Origin of the sequence: Candidatus Devosia phytovorans (genome assembly GCA_029202405.1) — a bacterium.
Taxonomy (GTDB): Bacteria; Pseudomonadota; Alphaproteobacteria; order Rhizobiales; family Devosiaceae; genus Devosia; species Devosia phytovorans.
This window is the reverse complement of record CP119312.1, coordinates 4,093,330-4,114,604: the sequence shown is the minus strand read 5'-3', so window position 1 is coordinate 4,114,604 and position 21,275 is coordinate 4,093,330. Positions and strand designations below refer to the sequence as shown.

The 21,275-nt window shown below is 62.4% G+C and carries 20 protein-coding genes; 12 read left to right on the top strand and 8 right to left on the bottom strand.

The features are described 5' to 3' along the window. Positions 1-25: 25 nt before the first annotated feature. From P0Y65_20200 to P0Y65_20190, 3 genes are all read left to right on the top strand, one after another. On the top strand, positions 26-745 hold the full coding sequence (locus P0Y65_20200) for a class I SAM-dependent methyltransferase (GenBank protein ID WEK04467.1): 720 nt from the start codon (positions 26-28) through the stop codon (positions 743-745). A gap of 69 nt (positions 746-814) precedes the next feature. Then, a complete protein-coding gene (gene hisC / locus P0Y65_20195; GenBank protein WEK04466.1) occupies positions 815-1,915 on the top strand; it encodes a histidinol-phosphate transaminase in 1,101 nt (366 codons plus the stop codon). Continuing rightward, positions 1,912-2,883, top strand: coding sequence for a prephenate/arogenate dehydrogenase family protein (locus P0Y65_20190; GenBank protein WEK04465.1), 972 nt, complete (start codon positions 1,912-1,914; stop codon positions 2,881-2,883). The genes hisC and P0Y65_20190 overlap by 4 nt, the downstream gene beginning before the upstream one ends. Here P0Y65_20190 and P0Y65_20185 read toward each other — a convergent pair. Beyond that, positions 2,880-3,851: a DUF2125 domain-containing protein gene (locus P0Y65_20185; GenBank protein WEK04464.1), complete on the bottom strand. Its 972-nt coding sequence runs from the start codon at positions 3,849-3,851 to the stop codon at positions 2,880-2,882. The two genes, P0Y65_20190 and P0Y65_20185, sit on opposite strands and share 4 nt — an antisense overlap. 145 nt (positions 3,852-3,996) lie before the next feature. Between P0Y65_20185 and P0Y65_20180 the strand changes: the two genes are divergently transcribed. Beyond that, a complete protein-coding gene (locus P0Y65_20180) occupies positions 3,997-4,545 on the top strand; it encodes a gamma-glutamylcyclotransferase (GenBank protein WEK04463.1) in 549 nt (182 codons plus the stop codon). A 55-nt stretch (positions 4,546-4,600) separates the two neighbouring features. On the opposite strand, the gene P0Y65_20175 is transcribed toward P0Y65_20180, so the two are convergent. Then, positions 4,601-5,257, bottom strand: coding sequence for a transglycosylase domain-containing protein (locus P0Y65_20175; protein WEK04462.1), 657 nt, complete (start codon positions 5,255-5,257; stop codon positions 4,601-4,603). A 132-nt stretch (positions 5,258-5,389) separates the two neighbouring features. Between P0Y65_20175 and P0Y65_20170 the strand changes: the two genes are divergently transcribed. Genes P0Y65_20170 through P0Y65_20160 form a run of 3 tightly spaced genes read left to right on the top strand, consistent with a single transcriptional unit; the run spans position 5,390 to position 7,410 of the window. After that, positions 5,390-6,292, top strand: a complete 903-nt coding sequence (locus P0Y65_20170; protein WEK04461.1) for a polyprenyl synthetase family protein — start codon at positions 5,390-5,392, stop codon at positions 6,290-6,292. A 1-nt stretch (position 6,293) separates the two neighbouring features. Next, positions 6,294-6,926: an MOSC domain-containing protein gene (locus tag P0Y65_20165; GenBank protein ID WEK04460.1), complete on the top strand. Its 633-nt coding sequence runs from the start codon at positions 6,294-6,296 to the stop codon at positions 6,924-6,926. 10 nt (positions 6,927-6,936) lie between these two features. After that, positions 6,937-7,410 carry a YbaK/EbsC family protein gene (locus P0Y65_20160; protein WEK04459.1) on the top strand — a complete coding sequence of 158 codons (474 nt, stop codon included), beginning with the start codon at positions 6,937-6,939 and terminating at the stop codon, positions 7,408-7,410. Here the strand turns inward: P0Y65_20160 and P0Y65_20155 are convergent. Next, positions 7,407-7,544: a hypothetical protein gene (locus tag P0Y65_20155; GenBank protein ID WEK04458.1), complete on the bottom strand. Its 138-nt coding sequence runs from the start codon at positions 7,542-7,544 to the stop codon at positions 7,407-7,409. The genes P0Y65_20160 and P0Y65_20155 overlap by 4 nt on opposite strands. Further along, complete coding sequence (gene ispG, locus P0Y65_20150) at positions 7,541-8,782, bottom strand: flavodoxin-dependent (E)-4-hydroxy-3-methylbut-2-enyl-diphosphate synthase (GenBank protein ID WEK04457.1); 1,242 nt, start codon at positions 8,780-8,782, stop codon at positions 7,541-7,543. The genes P0Y65_20155 and ispG overlap by 4 nt, the downstream gene beginning before the upstream one ends. A 125-nt stretch (positions 8,783-8,907) precedes the next feature. Here ispG and P0Y65_20145 point away from each other — a divergent pair, with 125 nt between their 5' ends. After that, a complete protein-coding gene (locus tag P0Y65_20145; GenBank protein WEK04456.1) occupies positions 8,908-9,201 on the top strand; it encodes a DUF1232 domain-containing protein in 294 nt (97 codons plus the stop codon). Positions 9,202-9,235: 34 nt separating this feature from the next. Here P0Y65_20145 and pyc read toward each other — a convergent pair whose 3' ends face one another. From pyc to P0Y65_20130, 3 genes are all read right to left on the bottom strand, one after another. Further along, the gene (pyc, locus tag P0Y65_20140) at positions 9,236-12,676 is read right to left on the bottom strand and encodes a pyruvate carboxylase (GenBank protein WEK04455.1); all 3,441 of its coding nucleotides are present in this window, start codon (positions 12,674-12,676) and stop codon (positions 9,236-9,238) included. Between the two features lie 108 nt (positions 12,677-12,784). Beyond that, positions 12,785-13,201, bottom strand: a complete 417-nt coding sequence (locus tag P0Y65_20135) for a TIGR01244 family sulfur transferase (protein WEK04454.1) — start codon at positions 13,199-13,201, stop codon at positions 12,785-12,787. Positions 13,202-13,299: 98 nt separating this feature from the next. Continuing rightward, the gene (locus tag P0Y65_20130; protein ID WEK04453.1) at positions 13,300-14,811 is read right to left on the bottom strand and encodes a GGDEF and EAL domain-containing protein; all 1,512 of its coding nucleotides are present in this window, start codon (positions 14,809-14,811) and stop codon (positions 13,300-13,302) included. 624 nt (positions 14,812-15,435) lie between these two features. Here P0Y65_20130 and P0Y65_20125 point away from each other — a divergent pair. The 3 genes from P0Y65_20125 to proX all read left to right on the top strand — a co-directional run bounded on the left by P0Y65_20125 (position 15,436) and on the right by proX (position 18,756). Then, complete coding sequence (locus tag P0Y65_20125; protein ID WEK04452.1) at positions 15,436-16,680, top strand: glycine betaine/L-proline ABC transporter ATP-binding protein; 1,245 nt, start codon at positions 15,436-15,438, stop codon at positions 16,678-16,680. Between the two features lie 38 nt (positions 16,681-16,718). Further along, positions 16,719-17,645 carry an ABC transporter permease subunit gene (locus P0Y65_20120; GenBank protein ID WEK04451.1) on the top strand — a complete coding sequence of 309 codons (927 nt, stop codon included), beginning with the start codon at positions 16,719-16,721 and terminating at the stop codon, positions 17,643-17,645. 91 nt (positions 17,646-17,736) lie between these two features. Next, complete coding sequence (gene proX / locus P0Y65_20115) at positions 17,737-18,756, top strand: glycine betaine/L-proline ABC transporter substrate-binding protein ProX (GenBank protein ID WEK04450.1); 1,020 nt, start codon at positions 17,737-17,739, stop codon at positions 18,754-18,756. Between the two features lie 40 nt (positions 18,757-18,796). Here proX and P0Y65_20110 read toward each other — a convergent pair whose 3' ends face one another. Continuing rightward, on the bottom strand, positions 18,797-19,810 hold the full coding sequence (locus P0Y65_20110; protein ID WEK04449.1) for a glycine betaine ABC transporter substrate-binding protein: 1,014 nt from the start codon (positions 19,808-19,810) through the stop codon (positions 18,797-18,799). 232 nt (positions 19,811-20,042) lie between these two features. Between P0Y65_20110 and P0Y65_20105 the strand changes: the two genes are divergently transcribed. Then, a complete protein-coding gene (locus tag P0Y65_20105; protein ID WEK04448.1) occupies positions 20,043-21,245 on the top strand; it encodes an ABC transporter substrate-binding protein in 1,203 nt (400 codons plus the stop codon). The last annotated feature ends 30 nt before the right edge of the window (positions 21,246-21,275 follow it).

The window sequence follows — 21,275 nt, the reverse complement described above, 5'->3', positions numbered from 1 at the left end:
CACAGTTGCAGCCATGACAGCCGACGTGACTCGCCTCATTGCCTACTACCGCTCACCGCTGGGCCGCATATCGCGCGCCCTCGTGCGCGAACAGGTGATCGGTCTTGCCGATGACATTGTCGGCAAGCGCGTGCTCGGCCTCGGCTTCGCCACGCCCTACCTGCGCTTCACTCTCGAAAAGGCGGAGCGCGTGCTGGCTTTCATGCCGGCCCGTCAGGGGGCATCGGCATGGCCGCGCGAGGGCCCGAGCCACACCGTGCTCTGCGACCCACTCGAAATGCCGCTGACCGACGCTGCCGTCGACCTGACCATTGCCATCCATGCGCTCGAGCATGTTGCCGATGCCGAGGAGCTGATGCGCGAGCTCTGGCGCATCACCGCCCCAAATGGACAGTTGATCATCGTTGTCCCGCGTCGCCGAGGCATATGGGCGCAGCGCGACAACACGCCGTTCGGTCAGGGCAACCCCTATTCCGGCGGACAGCTCGATCGACTGCTGCGCGACCACAGCTTCGTGCCCGAAGCTTGGCGCGACGGCCTCTTCCTGCCGCCTGTGCAAAGCTCGCTGGTGCTCAAATCCACCCGACTCATCGAGCGCACCGGGCGCCTGTTCGGACCCGCGATGAGTGGCGTCATCTGCGTTCGAGCCCGCAAGCAAGCCTTCCCCGCCGTTCCCCGCCGCAAACGCGAGGAACGCTTCGTTCGCGTCCCCACCCTGAGCACCGCCACCGCACGCCACGGCTAGATGCTTTCCTTTGCCAATGAGCATTGGTTTGACTATGGTCCGCGCGATTTTTCCGCCCAGATTGGCATCATGTCCGAAGACCTTATCCGCCCCGTTCCACAGCCCGGCATTCTCGATATTGCGCCCTATGTGCCCGGCAAGTCCGGCGCCAAGGGCAGCAATGCCGTCAAGCTATCGGCGAATGAAAGCCCATTGGGCGCCAGCCCCAAGGCCATGGCAGCCTTCCGCTCGGTCGCCGACCATCTGGAAGTCTATCCCGAGGGCTCTTCGACCCTGCTGCGCGAAGCACTGAGCGAAGTACATGGCATTGACGCCGAGAGCCTTGTCTGTGGCAATGGCTCGGACGACCTGCTGCATCTGATCGCCCAATGCTATCTCGGACACGGCGATGAAGCGGTGATGAACCGCTATGGCTTCTCGGTCTATCCGATCATTACCAAGGCCGCTGGCGCCGAAATCGTCATGGTCGACGAAGACGACTATACGGCCGATGTCGACGCACTTCTCGCTGCCGTAACACCTCGCACGAAGATCGTCTGGCTGGCCAATCCCAACAATCCCACCGGCACCTACCTGCCGGACGCAGAAGTGCGGCGCCTGCATGCCGGGCTGCGCAAGGACATCCTGCTCGTCGTCGACAATGCCTATGCCGAATATGTCACGGCAGCCGATTACACCATCGGCGCCGACCTCGTGCGCGAGGCGGACAATGTCGTCATGGTCCGTACCTTCTCCAAGATGGGTCTGGCAGCAGCACGAATCGGCTGGATGATGGGGCCTGCCCACGTCGTAGACGCCATCAACCGCATCCGTGGCCCGTTCAACGTCAACCTGCCTGCCCAACTGGCTGGCGCTGCAGCCGCGCGCGACAGCGAATTCAACGACAAACTCAGGGCGCATAATGCGCAATGGCGCGACTGGCTGACCGAAGAGCTCAACGACTCCAACCATTTCCGCGTCATCCCGAGCCAGGCCAATTTCGTCATGGTGCTGTTTCCCGATGCCGACCACGCCGCGCTGGCCTTCGAAACCCTGCGCGAGCGCGGGCTTATCGTGCGCGAAATCGGCGCCTCCTATGGCATCACTGATGGCCTGCGCATTTCCATCGGTTCGGAACAGGCGATGCGCGGCGTCGTCGGCATCCTCAAGGCACTGGTCAAGGTCGCATGACAGTTCATTTCCGCAAGCTCGCCCTCATCGGCATCGGCCTGATCGGCTCCTCCATTGCCTTGGCTGCGCGCCGGCAGGGTCTGGTGGAGGTCATTTCCATCGCCACCCGCAAGCAGGAGACGCTCGACGAAGCGCGTGAGCTGAACCTGGGCGATATCTATACGCTCGATGCCGCCGAAGCCGTCCGCGGCGCCGATCTTGTCATTCTCTGCGCGCCCGTTGGCGTCTATGCCGACCTTGCAAAGGCTATCGCCCCGGCGCTTGAACCCGACGCCATCCTCACCGACGTCGGTTCGGTCAAGGAACATGTGGTCAAAGCCGTAGGCCCCCATGTTCCCGATAGCGTGCATTTTATCCCTGGCCACCCGATCGCCGGCACCGAAAAATCCGGCCCCTCTGCTGGCTTCCCCGAGCTTTTTACCGGCCGCTGGTGCGTACTGACCCCGGGCCCCGAAGTACCGCCCGCCCAGACCGAAAAGCTCGCTGCCTTCTGGCGCGCCCTGGGCAGCCAGGTCGAAAGCATGGATGCAGCGCACCACGACATGGTTCTGGCCATTACCAGCCATATCCCCCATCTCGTGGCTTACAATATCGTGGGCACCGTCGCAGACCTCGAAACTGCGACGCAGTCTGAGGTCATCAAGTTCTCCGCCTCGGGCTTCCGAGATTTTACGCGTATTGCAGCCTCGGACCCTGTCATGTGGCGCGACATTTTCCTGACCAATCGCGAAGCCGTGCTGGAAATGCTCGGCCGCTTTTCGGAAGATCTGTCGGCGCTGCAGCGCTCGGTGCGCATGGGCGACGGGCCAGCGCTCGAAGCCATGTTCACCCGTACCCGCGCCATACGCCGCTCGATCATCTCGGCCGGCCAGGAAACTGCTGCCCCAGATTTCGGCCGCCCCCACGAATCCCCGCCTGCTCCCGAGACAAAATTTGTCCGTGAGCATGATGGCGGGGAAGACGCCTAGTATAGTGGCGGTATGCTGGCGATCGGAACAAGACCGGAAAAGATCGCGCCGGCCTTGAAGGTCAGCTGATTGGTATAGGCCCCATCCTGCCCCGGCGTGCCCAGCACCAGTGTGCGCCAAGGCTCTTCGATCATCGGACCGATGCGTTCGGCCACGCCGGTCGAGGCTATACCGATCTGGCCATCAAGCAGCGCCTGGTCGTCAACACCCAGCACACCATTGGCTTCCAGCGTGGAAGCCGCGTCCGTCGCTCGTACCGACACAACATTGAGTTTGCCACCGGCTTGCTGGATCGCAGGCAGCAGCAGCGGGTCACCCCAGGTCCGCACATCGTCGGGCAGTCCGCTCATCTCGAGCTGCACTTCGGCATTGGTATCGGTCAGCGTCAGTCCCGGCCAGGCGAGTGTGTCGGCCTTGGCATAAACGGCTAGCGCCGCCGTTTTGCGCTCTGCATCATGTTGCTCGGGAATGTCGAACAGATGCAGTTCGGTCAGCGGGCTCTGCGCAATCACCGAATTGCCGAACAGCGTATCGCTCCAGACCAAGTCCTTGCCCGAGATCGAGGCGCGGGCAATCCGCCAATTGTCGAGCCGGACACTGGCCTCAAGGCTGGACCAGGCCACCGCATTGCGCGTGCCGGTGAAATTATCGCTGAGCTGAACCGGTCCCTGCGCCCAGGCGAGAAGATGGGTCGGTGCATAGACGCGTATGCTGGCGCGAATGCCCGGCACATCCACCACCACATCACCACTGACAATCCGCGCATTGACGCAATCGGCATCGAAACGGAAGGGGAAGCCCCCGATATTGAGCGTTTCGCAGGTGACATTGGGCTTCAACACGCCATCGGCCTGTGCCATGGCTTCGATATTCTGCTTCACCATGCCCGCCAGCACGAACCAGGCGGCGCTCCAAATGCCGACCACGGCGATGACGACACAGCCCAGGATGATGATTCGTTTTTTCATGGCCGGAAGTCTTACCCTTCCACGCGCCGGGGCCAAAGCCCGTCCCACCCATTTGAAGGTGGTATCCACGCTGCAGGGCACATAACCATTCCCGCCCATTGCCTGCCGTCGCAGGCTTGCCTAGATTTCTGTTCAGGTTATGACCATGCAAGATACGCACAGCAAAAGCACTCATTGGGTCTTCGGCTACGGGTCCCTCATCTGGAATCCCGGCTTCGCCTATGTCTCGGCGCAGCAGGGCCTGCTCAAGGGCGCCCACCGCAGCCTCTCCATTGTCTCCCACCACCATCGCGGAACGGTGGACCGTCCAGGCCTAGTTTTCGGCCTGACCCGCGGTGGTTCCTGCCGCGGCATGGTGTTCGAGGTGGCAGAAGCCAACTGGGCCAATGCCTTTGCCTATCTGCAGGAGCGCGAGCAGGTGACGGCGGTCTATCGCGACGTCATGCGCCCGGTGCGCCTCGCCGATGGCCGGACTGTCAGCGCCCTCGCCTTTCTCGTCGACGAGCGCCACGAACAGTTCGCCGGCAATCTCGATCTTGACCAGCAACTCGCCATGGTCCGCGCCGGCATCGGCCTCTCCGGTCGCAACGTGGACTATGTGCTCAACACGGCCCGCCACCTGCAGGACCTGGGCATCCGCGACCGCCAGTTGATGGCGTTGGCTGATCTGCTGGCGCAGGAAGAAGCGGCCTAAAGCGTTTTCAGCAAAAGTGGCTCCCGGTTTTGCGGCCCGAAAAACGCGTCTCAGTTCACAGCGACAGGCGCCCGTTCTCGCCAACGCATTCCGCGCGCTGCCCGTATTCGATCACGCGACCTTCGATGATCCCGGCAATCCGAAGCATGCCTTGTGATGGCCGTCCCGGCTGGCGCAGCATGGGATTGGGCAACGCTGTCACCAGCATCGTCGCCCGGTACCAGTCGAGATTTTGTGGCTCAACCCCGAAAGCCCGTTGTGCGCCGGCGCCAACGCCGAACTGTCCCTCGGGACCCCATTCGGCGATATTGAGATAGATCTCCATGATCCGGCGCTTGGGCAGAACCAGATCGACATAAAGCGCCAGCGGCACTTCCAGCGCCTTACGGATGACGCTGGGGCTGTTCCAGAGGAAAAGGTTGCGCGATACCTGCATGGTGATGGTCGACGCGCCCCGCGCGTCCTCACCCTCCATATAGCGCTCGACCTCTTCGCGCAGCGCGCCGAAATCGACGCCCCAATGGCGGCAGAACTGCCCGTCTTCGGAGAGGATCAACGAAGCCTTGAGCCGGTCCGAAATATCGCCGATATCGCGCCATTCCCGCACCACCGGCCGCCCCGTGAGATAGCGCTCCAGCATGGGCACCGAGACGGGATCGACAACGAGATAGACCGGCGTCAGTAAGGCCGGGATGGCGACCAGAGCTGCCATGATCAAACCCAGAGGGCGGAGAATCCGCCAGATGCCTTTTGCCTTGCGCGCCATGAGAGGCAAATAGCATGGCGGGTTAAGGAAAACGTTGCTGTGCTTGCCGCGCGTCCTGCAATTGGCTAGCACACTGGCATGTATGATTTTGCCGCCGACATCGCTGATTGCGCGCGCGCCGTGGAAGCCGGATTGGCGCAGCATCTCGATGCCGGCCGCCTGTCCGGCCCCGGTCCTGCCGCGGAACGCGTATTGGCTGCTATGCGCCACGGCGCGCTGGAAGGCGGCAAGCGCCTGCGCCCGCTGCTGGTGCGCCAGGCTGCTGCCATTTTCCATGTCCCACCAGCCCAGTCGCTGACCGCAGGCCTGGCGGTGGAAATGGTGCATTGCTATTCGCTGATTCACGACGACCTGCCGGCCATGGACAACGACGACCTGCGTCGTGGCCGCCCCACCGTGCACAGGGCCTATGACGAAGCCACCGCCATCCTCGCCGGCGACGCCCTTCTCACCCATGCCTTCGGCCTCTTGGCCGATCCCGAATGCCACCCTGATGCATCCACCCGTATCCGCCTCGTGGCCGAACTGGTCGCCGGCTCCGGCGTGGGCGGCATGGTCGGAGGGCAGATGCGCGACATCGAGGGCGAGCAGGGCGGATTTTCGGGCGACGACATTTCCACCATGCAGGCCATGAAGACCGGCGCCCTGATCCGCGCCAGCGTCCGTATGGGCGCCATTCTGGGCGGCGCCGATCCGCGCGCCCTGTCGGTCGTCACCGCCTATGCCGAGGCCGCCGGCCGCGCCTTCCAGCTCGCCGACGACATCTTGGACGTAACCGCTACAACCGAAGCCATGGGCAAGGCGACCGGCAAGGATGCCCACGCCGGCAAGCAGACGCTGGTCGCTCAGCTGGGCGTCGATGGCGCCCGCGCCCGATTGAACCAGACCGTCAATGACGCATTGTCCGCCCTGCGCACCTTTGGCCCCAAGGCCGACGGTCTGCGCGCCACGGCGAAATATTTCGCCAGCCGGGAGAACTGACATGGCCAACCTGCTCAGCGTCAACCGCGGTACCGCCCAGCATATCGAGGGCTACAAACCGCTCACCGGCATTGTGAAACGCCCTCAGCCCAGCGCCGAGATCGATGCGCAGGGCATCAAGGATGACGCCATCTGCGACCGCAAGCATCACGGCGGTGTCGACCAAGCCATCTATATCTATTTCGCCGATGATTATCAGTTCTGGGCTGACGAACTCGGTCGCCGCATCGAGCCGGGCACATTTGGTGACAACCTGACCATTTCAGGTGTTGAGGGCGGCCGCGTTGCCGTCGGCGACCGCTTCACCATCGGTCCGGTCGTGATGGAAGTCACCTCGCACCGCACACCCTGCATGACCTTTGCCGCCCAGATGGGTGACCGAGGCTTCGTCAAGCGCTTCCACCGCGCGGGCCGCCCAGGCGCCTACTGCCGCGTCATAATTCCAGGCACTGTCGAAACCGGCATGGACGTGACGGTCACACCCTATCAGGGCGCGCGCATCACCGTTGCTGAGCTGATGGCGCTCGACGGCAAGCGCCAGCTCGACCCCGACTTCATGCGCCGCGCCCTGACGGCGCCCGTCCACTACAAGATGCGTGCCGACTACGAAGACAAACTCGCCAGCCTGTTCTGAAGGAAATCTCTTGTCCCTTGCCTCCGTACAGGCCGATCTGGCCGCCCGCGCACCTGATCTCGTTGTCGAAGTCACCGATAATTCCACCGCCACTGTGGACCTCGCCGCCGCCGTGCATGGCGTCGAGCCCGGCCAGATCGCCAAGACCCTCTGCATCCGCGTCAAGGACGAGGAATTCCTGCTAGTGACGCGCGGTAATGCCCGGCTGGACAACCAGAAATCCAAGACCGCCTTTGGCGGGCGCCCGCGCATGCTGGGTTCCGACGATGTGTTGCGCCTGACCAGCCACCCGGTCGGCGGCGTCTGCCCCTTTGGCCTGCCCGCACCCTTGCCGATCTATCTCGACGTTTCCATCAAGGTCTATGACGTGATGATCCCAGCCGGCGGCGATACCCATGCCTCGGTCCGGCTCAGCGTCGAACGCCTGGCCGAGCTCTGCGGCAACAAATGGGTCGATGCCTGCATCCCGCCAGAAGCAGCCTAGAGGTTGCCGGTCCAGCGCAGGATAAGCAGCACCACAATGAGCAGGCCGATATAGATCCAGCGCCGCGGATTGCCGTAGAGCACCTGGAGAAATGTGCGCGGGCGATAGTCGTCGTCCCGGTCGGGGTCGCTCATTCCGCAGCCGTCTTCTGGCCCTGACCGAACTTGCGCTCGATATAGTCGGCCACCATCACCTTGAACTGATCCGCCACATCGGCGCCGCGCAGGGTGACGACCTTTTCGCCATCGACAAACACCGGGGCCGCGGGTGTTTCACCTGTGCCGGGCAGGGAAATGCCGATATTGGCATGCTTGCTCTCCCCCGGTCCGTTGACCACGCAGCCCATCACCGCCACCGTCAGCGTTTCGACGCCCGGATAGCGTTCGCGCCATTCCGGCATGGAGACATTAAGGTGATCCTGGATGTCCTTGGCCAGCGTCTGGAATGTGGTCGAGGTGGTGCGACCGCAGCCCGGGCAGGCCGCGACGACCGGCAGGAACTGGCGGAAACCCATGGTCTGCAACAATTCCTGCGCCACCCTGACCTCGGTGGTGCGATCGCCACCCGGCTCTGGCGTCAGCGAAATGCGGATCGTATCGCCGATACCCTGCTGCAGCAGGATCCCCAGCGCCGCCGACGAAGCGACCACGCCCTTGGTGCCCATGCCCGCTTCGGTCAGCCCCAGATGCAGCGCATAGTCGCAGCGTGCAGCAAGGTCTTCGTAGACCGAGATCAGATGTTGGACATCAGAGACCTTGGTCGACAGAATGATCCGGTCGCGCCCCATGCCGAGGTCTTCGGCGCGACGGGCCGAAAGTAGTGCCGACTGGATGATGGCCTCGCGCTGCACGGCGGCAGCCGAGATCGGCGTCTCGGACGCGGCATTTTCGTCCATCAGCCTGGTAAGCAATTCCTCATCGAGCGAGCCCCAGTTCACCCCGATGCGCACCGGCTTGTTGTAGCGATTGGCGATGTCGATCAGCGTCGAAAACTGTGTATCGCGCTTGGCCTTGAAGCCGACATTGCCCGGATTGATGCGGTATTTGGCCAAAGCCTCGGCGCAGGCTGGGTGATCGGTGAGCAGCTTGTGGCCGATGTAGTGGAAGTCCCCCACCAGCGGCACGTCATAGCCCATGAAGCTCAGGCGATCGCGGATAACAGGCACGGCCGCTGCGGATTCGTCGCGATCGACCGTAATGCGGACGATTTCCGAGCCGGCCCGCGCCAGTTGCATCACCTGCTTGACCGTCGCGTCGATATCGGCCGTGTCGGTATTGGTCATCGATTGCACGACCACGGGCGCGCCGCCGCCGACCATCACGCCGCCGACCTGAACTCCAACCGAATGCCTGCGTGCCGCCGGACCCGCCATGAAACACCTCGTCAAACCTGAGGGGAGAGATAAGCCTTCGAGGCTACAAGAGCAATGTTACGCTTGCGTGATCACATGGGTCTTGAACCTTCGGCGCCACGAACCATTTAACAAGAATGTTCAAGATGCTCCTCCCCCGCCTCGTCCTCTTCCGCAAAGAAGTCGTCCAGCTCTGGAAGGCATTCTTCGCGCCCGAAACGCCGATCCTGCTCAAGGCCGCGACGCTGTTCGTCGCCTTCTACCTGGTCAATCCGATCGACATCATCCCCGATTTCATTCCGCTCGCGGGCTGGATCGACGATATCGTGCTGGTGCCGATGATGGTCAGCTGGATCGTTTCCCGCTTGCCCATTCCGGTCAAGGCCGACATGCGCGAGCGCAATGGCCAGACCATCAATGGCCGCGCCCGCCGCGTCTGACACGTAAAAAGGCCCAGTTTCCCGGGCCATTTTGCTATTCCAGTCGGACCAGCAGGTCCTTGGCGTCGATCTGGTCGCCGGGCTTGATCAGCAGTTCCGCCACCACGCCATCGACCTCGGCATGGATGGCAGTTTCCATCTTCATGGCTTCGATCGAGCACAAAACATCACCAGCCTGAACACTTTGGCCCTGCTTGACGGCGAGGGTCGAGATGACGCCCGGCATAGGTGCGCCGACCTGTTTGGCATCGCCCGGCACGGCCTTGGCGCGCAGTTTGACCTCGCCCGCCTTCAGGCGGTCGGGGACAATTATTGTGCGGGGTTGGCCATTTAGATCGAAAAAGACTCGGACTTCGCCCTTTTCATTGGTCGGGGCGCGGCCGAGATAGGTGACGACCAACGTCTTGCCCTTCTCGATATCGACCAAAAGCTCGTCGCCCTCTTCCAGCCCGTAGAAATACACAGGCGTGGGAAGCACTTCGGTCGGGCCGTAGCGCTCCTGCGTCTTTTCGAAGTCGGCATAGACCTTGGGATACATGAGATGGCTGGCCAGCCGGAAATCGTCGACCTCATGCCCAAGCATGCTCGACGACTTCTTGCGTTCCTCCTCGAGATCGACGGCCGGCAGGTAGGAACCGGGCCGTTCGGTCAGCGGCGTCCGCCCCTTCAGCACTTTTTTCTGCAGCGCTTCGGGGAAGCCACCCGGCGGCTGGCCGAGGTCACCGGCAAAGAAGCCGACGACGGAATCGGGGAAGGCGATGTCGCGCTTCGGGTCTTCGACGTCTGAACGGGTCAGCCCGGCCGAGACCATCGCCAGCGCCATGTCACCGACGACCTTGGACGAGGGCGTCACCTTGACGATATCGCCGAACATCTGGTTGACGTCGGCATAGGTCTGGGCGACTTCGTGCCAGCGCGTTTCAAGACCGAGCGAGCGCGCCTGTTCCTTGAGATTGGTGAACTGCCCGCCCGGCATTTCGTGCAGATAGACTTCCGACGCACCGCCCTTGAGATCGCTCTCGAAGGCGCGGTACTGCGTGCGCACGGCTTCCCAATAGAAGGAGATCTGACGGATCGCCTTGGCGTCGAGCTGCGGATCGCGCTCGCCACCGGCCAGAGCCGCGACGATCGAACCAAGCGTTGGCTGCGAGGTCGTGCCCGAGAGGGCATCCATGGCCGCGTCGACGGCATCGACACCAGCATCCACCGCAGCCAGCACCGTCGCCGCCGCAGCGCCCGAGGTATCGTGAGTGTGCAGGTGTAACGGCAGGTTTGTTTCGTTGCGCAGCGTCGAGATGAGTTTTTTGGCCGCGGCAGGCTTCAGCAGACCCGCCATATCCTTGAGACCCAGCACATGCGCCCCGGCCTTTTCCAGCTCCTGGGCCAGACCGACGTAATATTTGAGATCATATTTGGAGCGATCGGGATCGAAGAGATCGCCGGTATAGCAGATGACGCCCTCGGCGACCTTGCCCTCTTCGAGCACGGCGTCGAGCGAGACGCGCATGTTCTCGACCCAGTTGAGGCAGTCGAAGACGCGGAACACGTCGACGCCGCCGGCCGCGGCCTGCTTGACGAAGAACTTGACGACATTGTCGGCATAATTGGTGTAGCCGACGCCGTTGCTGCCGCGCAGCAGCATCTGCGTCAGGATATTGGGCGCGCCTTCGCGCACCTTGGCCAAACGCTCCCACGGATCCTCGTTGAGGAAGCGCATGGAGACGTCAAAGGTCGCCCCGCCCCAGCATTCAAGCGAGAAGAGGTTCGGCAGGCCGCGGCTATAGGCCTGGGCAATGCGGGTGATGTCATAGGACCGCATGCGCGTCGCCAGCAGCGACTGATGCGCATCGCGCATCGTCGTGTCGGTGAACAGCACGCGCGACTGCTTCTTCATCCACCTGGCGAGGCCTGCCGGACCCTCGCGGTCGAGAATCTGCCGGCTGCCCTCGACGACGCTGAGCGCCGGGAATTCCGGCACGACAGGCGCCGCAGCTTCGGCCGGCGGCCGCGGCCGGTCGCGCACTTCCGGATGGCCGTTGACGGTCACGTCGGCAATATAGCTCAACAGTTTTGTCGCACGGTCCTTGCGCGGCTTGAAGTTGAACAGTTCCGGCGTCGTGTCGATGAAACGCGTCGTGTAGCGGTTCTCGACAAAGTCCGGGTGAGTGATGATGTTCTCGAGGAACGCCAGATTGGTCGAGACCCCGCGGATGCGGAACTCGCGCAGCGCGCGATGCATGCGGGCAATGGCTTCCTCGGCGCTCGGCGCCCAACAGGTGACCTTCTCCAGCAGCGGATCGTAGAAGCGCGTGATCACCGCACCGGCATAGGCCGTGCCGCCATCGAGGCGCACGCCAAAGCCCGTAGCACCGCGGTAGGCGGTGATGCGGCCATAGTCGGGAATGAAGTTATGCTCGGGGTCTTCCGTCGTCACGCGGCACTGGATGGCATTGCCGTTGAGCTTGATATTGTCCTGCAGAGGCACACCCGATTCAGGCGTACCGATCACGGCGCCGTCGAGCAGATGGATCTGCGCCTTGACGATGTCGATCCCCGTCACCTCCTCGGTGACGGTATGTTCCACCTGAATGCGCGGGTTCACTTCGATGAAGTAAAACTTGTCGGTATCGGCATCCATCAGGAATTCGACAGTGCCCGCGCCGCGATAGCTGGCGGCATTGCCAAGCCGCACGGCAGCGTCGGTCAGTTCCTTGCGCACGCTGTCGTCGAGATAGGGCGCGGGAGCGCGCTCGACCACCTTCTGGTTGCGACGCTGCACCGAACAGTCGCGCTCGAACAGATGCACCAAATTGCCATGATCGTCGCCGATCAGCTGCACTTCCACATGGCGGGCGCGCTCGATCAGCTTTTCAAGATACATCTCGTCCTTGCCGAAGGCGGCCTTGGCTTCGCGCTTGCCTTCGCTGACTTCCGAGAGCAGCGTCTTTTCATCCATGATGCGGCGCATGCCGCGCCCGCCACCGCCCCAGGAGGCCTTCAGCATCAGCGGATAGCCGATCTCGGCTGCCAGCTTCTTGATTGCCTCGGGATCATCGGGCAGCGCTTCGGTTGCCGGCACGACCGGCACATTGGACGCGATGGCCATGTTGCGCGCAGCAACCTTGTTGCCAAGGTCGCGCATGGTCTGGGCGCGCGGGCCGATAAAGATGATCCCTGCATCCTCGCAGGCATCGACGAATTCGGGCGATTCCGACAGCAGGCCATAGCCGGGATGGATCGCATCGGCGCCCGAGATGCGGGCGATGCGGATATATTCGTCGATCTGCAGGTAAGCTTCGACCGGCCCCTTGCCCTTGCCAATCAGATAGGCCTCGTCGGCCTTGAAGCGATGCAGCGCCAGCTTGTCTTCTTCGGCATAGGCCGCGACGGTTTTCAGACCCAGTTCATTGGCGGCGCGAAACACGCGGATGGCGATTTCGCTGCGGTTGGCGACGAGGATTTTCTTGATTGGCATCGATTGCATGTCCGAGCAGGAGGGGCTGAAGACCCGTTTTGCGGGTCCGGCTCAGGTGGTCATGAACGGATGGGACGGTTGAACCGCCCAACCGCCGAATTGCAAAATCTAGTTGCGGCTGAGATGGCCGGCGAGATGGCTCATGTCATAGCCGGCTTCCGCCGCCTGCGAGATGATCTCCCCGGCATCCATTTCACCCGCCTGGCTCAGGGCCCAGAGCGTTGTCGAACGCGTGCCCGACCGGCAATAGCAAAACACCGGACCCGTGCTCCCCTCGAGCGCGGCCTTGGTCTGTTCGACCATGTCGGAACTGACGCCTTCACGCCCAAGCGGGATGGCATAGTAATCAAGACCGGCAGCCTTTGCGGCCGCTTCTATTTCGGCACCGGCCGGTTGATCCGGCGATTCGCCATCGGGGCGGTTGTTGATGATTGCGGTAAATCCGGCCTGTTTGATCGCGGCGACGTCCTCGGGTTGAATTTGTCCCGATACGCTGACGTGTTCGTTGATCCGCTTCAAATCCAAGGCACTACTCCCGCTGCCACGATAGGGCTCCCCGGTTCTTATATCCACCGGGCCATGCCTGATGCAACTAGGACGGAAGACTAGCTGTCACCAGCCTGTCAGGCTGCAGCGACATCCTCGAAGGCGGAAAGTGGCTCAGGACGGCCTAGGAGATAGCCCTGGAAGCCGCTGCAGCCGGCAATACGCAGCCGGCGCAGCTGTTCCTGCGTCTCGATGCCTTCGGCAATCACATCGACCGGCAGGGATCGGGCGATATCGCAGATGGCCGAGATGATCATGCCGTCGACCCGGTTGTCGTCCATATTGGCGACATAGGAGCGATCGATTTTGATGATGTCGAAAGCAAAGCTGCGCAGATATTGCAGGCTGGCATGACCAGCCCCGAAATCGTCAATGGCAATGCGCACACCCATGGCGCGCAGCGCCTTGATATTGGCCAGTTCCACCGCCTTTGCGGTAAGCGGCACAGTTTCGGTGATCTCGACGATCAACAGGCGAGGATCGGCCTCAAGCTCCTGCAGGGTTGCAGCGAAGCGCGCGGCAAAATCATTGTGCCGTAACTGGGTTGGCGACACATTGACGGCTACCGGGCTGCCGCCGAGAGCGGGCAGGTCGGCGCAGGCACGCCGCAGCACCCAATCGCCGAGCTTGTCGATCAGGTCACTCTCTTCGGCGATCGGCACGAATTGCGCCGGCGGAATCATGCCGCGCACCTGATGGCGCCAGCGCACCAGCGCCTCGTGTGAGCGGATCGACATGTCGCTGCTGAACACGGGCTGGTAATGCAATTCCAGCTCGTTCATCAGCAGGGCCGCGCGCAACTCGCGCTCGACGAAACGACGATGACGCTCGTCGCCCATCATGTCCGCTTCAAAGGTCATGACCTGGTGTCGACCGGCCCTTTTGCCCTTGTAGAGCGCCAGGTCCGCCTTGGAAATCAGGTCGGTCGGGTCGACCGCATCGAGGGGTGACATAGCCACGCCGATCGATGCGGAGAGGCGCACCGGGCGCCCGGCAATACTGATCGGCCGGCCCAACTGGCGCAGCAATTCCTCACCCAGCCGACGCATCGCCGGCTTGTTGTCGTGCCCGACGATGATGACGCCGAACTCGTCGCCACCCAGGCGCCCCAGCACGCCGCCAGGGATCACCTGCTTGATGGTGCGCACCAGATGGATCAGCGCCGCATCGCCGGCGGCATGGCCCGCGCTGTCGTTGAGCACTTTGAGATTGTCCATGTCGATCTGCATATAGCCAACAGCCCGTTCCGAACCATGGAACACGTCGTCGGCCAGCGCATCGAGAAACGAGGCGCGGTTGAACACGCCGGTCAGCGCGTCGCAATCGGCCGTTTTGCGCGCCAGCCGGGTTTCCTCCGCAATCAGTTTCAGCCGACGCGACAGCCAGAAGTGACCATAGACCAGGACCGACAGCATAAGCAGGCCGGTGACGATCGTGCCCGCGGGCACAACGGCCAGCGCATTGGCATCGAGCAGATCGAAAAGGACAAGCAGGCGAACCACAATGCTGGCGCCGACAAGGATGCCGACGACCACGGCCACGCGCTGATAGCCGATGAGAATGGACGACAGGATCGGGTCGCGGCGCATGGGTCGCTCGGTCTCGGACTGGTGGCGCTGATCAAGGCGCAGTGTTCTTAGAGGCAACTATTGCAGCAAATGGAGCAGGCCGGGCCATTTGCATAGGTATATTTACGGAGGAGTCTGAATCGCGGGTAAAGAAACGGACGGACGTACACTGGTCTGGACAGACGTGGCTTTATTCGCTGCTAACTGTCATGGCTCCATGACAGGTTTGCGACAAAGCCAGCCAGCCGATGAATTGAGGTTAGGGACCGATTAATCCCCTCGGCAACTGCGCCGGGGAGCATTCTGATCAGGCCTATGGTGACATGAAGAAGGCGAAAACGCCCTCTTCACGAAAAAATATTAGAAAAAATTTGGTCAGTAGATATGACCAATAATCTCCCATTTTCCGGTAGTTTGAGCGCCGCGCAGCCGGTCCCTTAACGTGCCCACAATCGAAAAAAGCCGGTTTTGTGGTTGAACTAAGGCACCAGCATTCGTATTGTTAGTGCACAAACCAATGTCATTTCGCACAACTCGCCGGACTGCTGCCTGCAGCCCGGTTGAGATACTTTTGTGCTGAACATAACTAGCAAGAATATTGCGTCATATAGACTTGATTATTCTTCCGCATTCAAAAGAGGCCGCATGGCTCCCAAGTTAAGCGTCAAGGACGTCTATAAAATTTTCGGTAATGCCCCCAAGGCGGCATTGCAGCGCCTCAAGGCAGGCGAGACCAAGGAAGACATCCTGCGGGACACCGGACAGACGGTGGGTGTGCAGGCGGCAAACTTCGATGTCGACGAAGGACAAATCTTCGTCGTCATGGGACTTTCCGGTTCCGGCAAATCGACAATGGTCCGCATGCTCAACGGGCTGATCAAGCCCACCTCGGGCAGCATCACCGTTGACGGCGAGGACGTGGCCACCTGTACCCCGGCTGCCCTGCGGCGCATCCGCCGTGACAAGATCGCCATGGTCTTTCAGCACTTCGCGCTCTTTCCCCATCGCACCATTGCCGAGAACGCCGCCTATGGCCTCAAGGTGAAGGGGGTGCCGCTGGCTGATCGCCGCAAGAAGGCCCTCACCTCGCTCGATAGCGTCGGGCTTGCGGCCTGGGCTGACAGCCTGCCCTCCGAACTTTCGGGCGGCATGCAGCAGCGCGTCGGCCTGGCGCGGGCTCTGGCCACCGAACCAGAAATACTGCTGATGGACGAACCCTTTGGCGCCCTCGATCCGCTGATCCGCAAGGAAATGCAGGACGAATTGCTGGGCCTGCAGCGGACACTGAAAAAGACCATCATTTTCATCACGCACGATCTCAATGAAGCATTGATCCTGGGCGATCGCATCGCGATCATGAAGGATGGCCAGATCGTCCAGACCGGTACGGCGCAGGATATCGTCTCCAACCCTGCCGATGACTATGTTGCCGCCTTCGTTGCCGACATCGACCGCGGTCGCGTTTTCACCGCCGAAACCGTCTCCAGCGAGGCCAATGTCATGCAGCTCGACGGCGACACGGCCGGCGATGCGGTCAAGACGATGGAGGAGCAGAATCTCAATGCGGTCTATGTCATGGACGGCGAGGAGATTGCCGGCGTCGTGACCTATCAGCAGGCCGCCGCAGCCGATCGCGACAGCGGTGCCGACGACGTCCATCTGTCCGATGTCCTGATCACCGATTTCCCCACGACCGACCGCGATACCCAATTGGTCGATCTCTATGGCGCGGCCAGCACCGGCCTGCCCATTGCGGTAACCGATGCCGACAACAAGCTTGTCGGCGTCGTCGAGCCCGAGGCGGTCTTTGCCCAGCTGACCGGCGATACGCCCGAAGTGCCGCCGCCATCGCCAGCCGCTTCCGCCGCTGCGGCCCCTGCCGCGCGCTGATTCAGGCCTGTCCGAAACATCCATTCAAGGAGGCGTGCGTGAGCCCGTCTGACTTCTTCACGATCCCCTTTGCCGAGCTGGTCAACACGTTTGTGCGCGGCTGGCTGGTGCCTACTTTCCGCCCGCTGTTCCGCGCCATCCAGGTGCCGATCACCCAGGTGCTCAATGGCCTCGATGCCTTTTTCACCTTTGTGCCCATGGTGGTGATCACCCTGGCCTTCGTGCTGCTGGCGCTCAAATATGCTGGCCGCGGCATGGCTATCTTCACGCTGCTCGGCTTTATCTTCATCGACATGATCGGCCTCTGGCCGGAAACCATGACGACGCTCTCGATGATCATCACCGGCGTGGTGTTCTGTGCCATCATCGGCATTCCGCTCGGCATTCTGGCCGCTCGCAGCGACCTGACCTGGAAGATCATGCAGCCCACGCTCGACGTGATGCAGACCATCCCGAGCTTCGTTTACCTCGTTCCCATCGTCATGCTCTTCGGCGTCGGCATGGCGCCCGGCATCATTGCCACCATCATCTTCGCCCTGCCGCCCATCGTTCGGCTGACCAATCTGGGCATCCGCAATGTGCGTGGTGACCTGATCGAGGCCGCCCATGCCTTTGGCTCGACGCCCTTCCAGCTGCTGACCGAAGTTCAGTTGCCGCTGGCCATGCGCACCATCATGGCCGGCCTCAACCAGACCCTGATGCTGGCGCTCTCCATGGTGGTCATCACCGCCCTGATCGGGGCCGGCGGATTGGGCCTCATCGTCAACACTGGTCTGGGCCGCCTCGATGTCGGCGGTGCCACCGCCGGTGGCGTGGGCATCGTCATTCTTGCCATCGTGCTCGACCGCATCACCCAGGGCCTGGGTGAACAGGGGAAGGTTCAGACCATTTCCCTGCGCCAGACACTGATTTCCTGGTTCAGGCCGGGCGCACCAGCGCCCGTCGCCGCCGGAAAGACGGCGTAACCACGCCGCACCACCGGAGACCTCGCGTCTCCGCTCGCTATCCGTCCCCGCACGGACCCATGAAAAGCCAAATAAAGGAGACCCGACAGCAATGTTCCGTCTCAAGACCCTGTCGACCCTCACCGCCATCGCCCTGACTTCGGTCGCCACGCTGCCTGTGCTTGCTCAGGACATGCCGGGTGAAGGCAAGGAAATCACCCTAGCCCAGCCAACCTGGGATACGGGCTGGTTCCAGACCGAAATCTTCCGCCAGCTGGCCACTGAACTCGGCTATTCGGTGGCCAAGCCGCTGACCCTCGACAATGCAGCCTTCTATCAGTCGGTCGCCATGGGCGATGTCTCGCTCTGGGTCGATGCCTGGTTCCCGCTGCACAATTCCTACAAGCCCGCATTCGAGGGCGCAGCCGAGATCATCGAGGGCGTCGTCGATGGCGCGGCCATGGAAGGCTATCTCGTCGACAAGAAGACGGCCGAGGCAATGGACATCACCTCCATCGCCGACTTCAAGCGCGACGACGTCAAAGCTGCCTTCGACCGCGATGGCGACGGCAAGGCCGACATGGTCGCCTGCCCGCCGGGCTGGGGCTGCGAGCTGACCATCGAGCATCAGATGAACGCCTATGAGCTCAACGAGGACATCAACCTGATCAAGGCCGGCTATCCCGCCGCCATGGCCGATGCCCTTGCCGCCTACCAGGCTGGCAGCCCGATCCTGTTCTACACCTGGACGCCGAACTGGACGGTCAACGACCTCGTCCCGGGTGAGGATGTCGTCTGGATCGAAGTGCCCGAAGTCAACCTGCAGGCCGACCAGGCCGACCTGACCGACGCGGCGACCCGCGAAGGCGTTGTCGGCTGCGTCAACGATCCCTGCATGCTCGGCTTCCCGGCCAGCTCGATCGACGCCGTGGTCAACACTACCTTCCTCGCCGACAATCCGGCCGTAGGCGCGCTGCTCGAAGCCTTCGATCTGCCGATCGCCGACATCTATGCCCAGAATGCCGAGGTCAATGCCGGCAACACGGACATCGAAGGTCAGGCCGCTGCCTGGATCGAGACCAATCGCGATACGGTCGACGCCTGGCTCGAAGCGGCGCGCGCCGCTTCGTAATCAAAGATTGAAACGGGCTCCTTCGGGAGCCCGTTTTGTTTCAGGGCGCCGTGCCGACCCAACTGCGCCAGATATCACCGCGCTCGGCAACGAACCGCTCCGCTACAGCCTCCACCGTAGCGCCCGGCTCGCTGAGCTGCGCCATCAACTCGTTCATTTCCCCAAGACCGATGCTGCTGCGCTGGAAATAGCCGGCAATGGCCGGTGCCTCGGTGAACACCCAGTCCGCCAGGGCGATCACCACGGTCTCCTCCGGGAAGGCGCTGGCCTCCGGGTTGGGACAGGAAACCTGCGCCAGGCACTTGGCCTTTTCCGGGTCATAGGCACCGAGGTCGACCGGCACGAAATTGAACTGCGCCAGCACCGCGTTAGGCTGCCAGTAGTAGAAGAGAGCTGGCTCGTGCCGGCTTACCACCTCGCCGATCATCCGGTCCATTTCCAAGCGATTAGCTGGCTCGACCAGTTCCACTTGATCACTTAGGCCCAGCGCCGTGATCAGGTTGCGATTGACCACCGCACAGGCCCAATCAGCCGGACAGGAAATAAAGCGCACCAGCGCCCCGCCCGCCAAAGCTGCCGCCAGTCCGCTGGCCTGCAGCAATTGTGGTCGCTCTGCCGCGAGATAGTCAGGCACAAACCAGCCCTCGAACTGGTTTTCAGTGAAGGTAGCGGCAGCCGGACGGATCATCTGCGCATCGATGCCGGCATTCCACACATCGGCAATGCGCGTCACCCACATCTCCGGCGCCACGGCCGGCTGGCCAGTAGAACCCATGGAAGACCCGGTCGCCGCCAGATCGCCCGGCGCCACGCTCACTTCGCAGTTGAATTCGGCCCGCAGGATGCGCGCATGGATCTCGGCCAGAAGCTCCGCCGAGGGCCAGGCCATGCGGGCAATGATGATCGGCTGCGTGCCGCATATCGGTGGTGGAGCACCTGCAGCCTGGGCAGCCGCGTCCTGCGCCTGGTCAAGCACGGTGACTTGACCCAGCGCCGGTGCCGCGAACAGCAGGCTCGCCAGCAGCAATGCCATGCCCGAGACCCGTGCCACCATGCTGATTTCTCCCCTGGGGATTTGCCTCAGTCTATGCAAAAACCATTTGCGTTAAGCAACTGCGGCACGGCCGCGATTTCCTTGCTCAATTCCCGGTGACTCCGCCCAAATAAATGTGCAACAGTCCCCTCCAGCCGGGCGCGGGGTTGCGCCCGCTTATCGCGTCGCTCCACACGTTAAGACGGGCTCGGGCAAGAGCCGCACGGCGGAGCGACCCATCAGAGGGACGTAAATGCTCAATCTCAAGAATACCCTGACCCTGGCGGTCGCTGCCTCGACGCTCGCCGTCGCCGCACCTGCTATCGCGCAGGACACCGGCGCCACCATCGGCTTCATCGGCGGCTTCACCGGCCCGATCGAATCCCTCACTCCGCCGATCTTTGCCGGCGCCGAACTGGTCGTGAGCCAGATCAATGAACAGGGCGGCATCCTGGGTGGCGAGCTCAAGCTTGTTTCCGCTGACGGCGCCTGCGATGCGACCGCTGCTGCTGCCGCTGCCGACCGCGTCATCAACACCGACAATGTGACTGCCGTCGTCGGCGCACTCTGCACCGGTGAAACCATCGGCGCCTTCAACGGCTCGGGCCTCTCGGGCAATGTCGTGTTCATCTCGCCGGCCTCTTCGGCCCCGGCCCTGACCACGCTCGAAGACAATGACCTTGTTTACCGCACCACCCCGTCGGACGCGCTCCAGGGCGTGAAGATGGCTGACCTGCTGCTCGCCAAGGGCATCCAGGACATCGCCATCACCTATGTCAACAATGACTACGGCAAGGGTTTTGCCGACGCGCTGGCAGCCGCCTACACCGCTGGCGGTGGCACCATTGCTGCCAATGTCGCCCACGAAGAAGGCAAGGCCGACTATCGCGCCGAGCTGGGCAACCTGGTTGCTTCGCAGAACCTCGTTGTGCTGGCCTATGCCAATGCTTCGGGCAACACCATCCTGCGCCAGGCCGTCGAATCCGGCAACTTCACCACCTATGTCGGCGGTGACGGCATGGTCGGCGACGACCTGCTCTCGGGCATCGACGCTTCGGCCGTCGAAGGCCTGATCGCCACCCGCGCCGGCGCACCGACCGGTGACGCCGTGGACATCTACAATGCCTTCACCGGCGAAGGCTTCACCGCCAACGCCACCTACGCCCCCCAGTCCTACGACGCCGCCTTCCTGCTGGCTCTCGCCATCGAGAAGAACGGTTCTGCTGACCGCGAAGGTCTCTCGGCCGCCCTGCGCGAAGTGTCTTCCGCCCCCGGCGAGAAGATCCTGCCCGGCGAATGGACCAAGGCTGTCGAGCTGATCAAGGCCGGCACCGATATCGACTATGAAGGCGCTGGCGGTTCGCTGGACTTCGACGAAGCTGGCGACGTTGACGGCATCATCGTGGAACTCGCCGTCGAAGGCGGCAAGTTCGTCGAAAAGGGCCAGATCCAGTAAGGCTCGGCAAAGCGTTGAGAATGACGAGGC

Excerpts from the sequence above, each read along its gene's own strand:
- hisC (WEK04466.1), top strand. The coding sequence starts at position 815 with ATGTCCGAAGACCTTATCCGCCCCGTTCCACAGCCCGGCATTCTCGAT.
- P0Y65_20190 (WEK04465.1), top strand. The coding sequence starts at position 1,912 with ATGACAGTTCATTTCCGCAAGCTCGCCCTCATCGGCATCGGCCTGATC.
- P0Y65_20185 (WEK04464.1), bottom strand. The coding sequence starts at position 3,851 with ATGAAAAAACGAATCATCATCCTGGGCTGTGTCGTCATCGCCGTGGTC.
- P0Y65_20180 (WEK04463.1), top strand. The coding sequence starts at position 3,997 with ATGCAAGATACGCACAGCAAAAGCACTCATTGGGTCTTCGGCTACGGG.
- P0Y65_20175 (WEK04462.1), bottom strand. The coding sequence starts at position 5,257 with ATGGCAGCTCTGGTCGCCATCCCGGCCTTACTGACGCCGGTCTATCTC.
- P0Y65_20170 (WEK04461.1), top strand. The coding sequence starts at position 5,390 with ATGTATGATTTTGCCGCCGACATCGCTGATTGCGCGCGCGCCGTGGAA.
- P0Y65_20165 (WEK04460.1), top strand. The coding sequence starts at position 6,294 with ATGGCCAACCTGCTCAGCGTCAACCGCGGTACCGCCCAGCATATCGAG.
- P0Y65_20155 (WEK04458.1), bottom strand. The coding sequence starts at position 7,544 with ATGAGCGACCCCGACCGGGACGACGACTATCGCCCGCGCACATTTCTC.
- ispG (WEK04457.1), bottom strand. The coding sequence starts at position 8,782 with ATGGCGGGTCCGGCGGCACGCAGGCATTCGGTTGGAGTTCAGGTCGGC.
- P0Y65_20145 (WEK04456.1), top strand. The coding sequence starts at position 8,908 with ATGCTCCTCCCCCGCCTCGTCCTCTTCCGCAAAGAAGTCGTCCAGCTC.
- pyc (WEK04455.1), bottom strand. The coding sequence starts at position 12,676 with ATGCCAATCAAGAAAATCCTCGTCGCCAACCGCAGCGAAATCGCCATC.
- P0Y65_20130 (WEK04453.1), bottom strand. The coding sequence starts at position 14,811 with ATGCGCCGCGACCCGATCCTGTCGTCCATTCTCATCGGCTATCAGCGC.
- P0Y65_20125 (WEK04452.1), top strand. The coding sequence starts at position 15,436 with ATGGCTCCCAAGTTAAGCGTCAAGGACGTCTATAAAATTTTCGGTAAT.
- proX (WEK04450.1), top strand. The coding sequence starts at position 17,737 with ATGTTCCGTCTCAAGACCCTGTCGACCCTCACCGCCATCGCCCTGACT.
- P0Y65_20110 (WEK04449.1), bottom strand. The coding sequence starts at position 19,810 with ATGGTGGCACGGGTCTCGGGCATGGCATTGCTGCTGGCGAGCCTGCTG.
- P0Y65_20105 (WEK04448.1), top strand. The coding sequence starts at position 20,043 with ATGCTCAATCTCAAGAATACCCTGACCCTGGCGGTCGCTGCCTCGACG.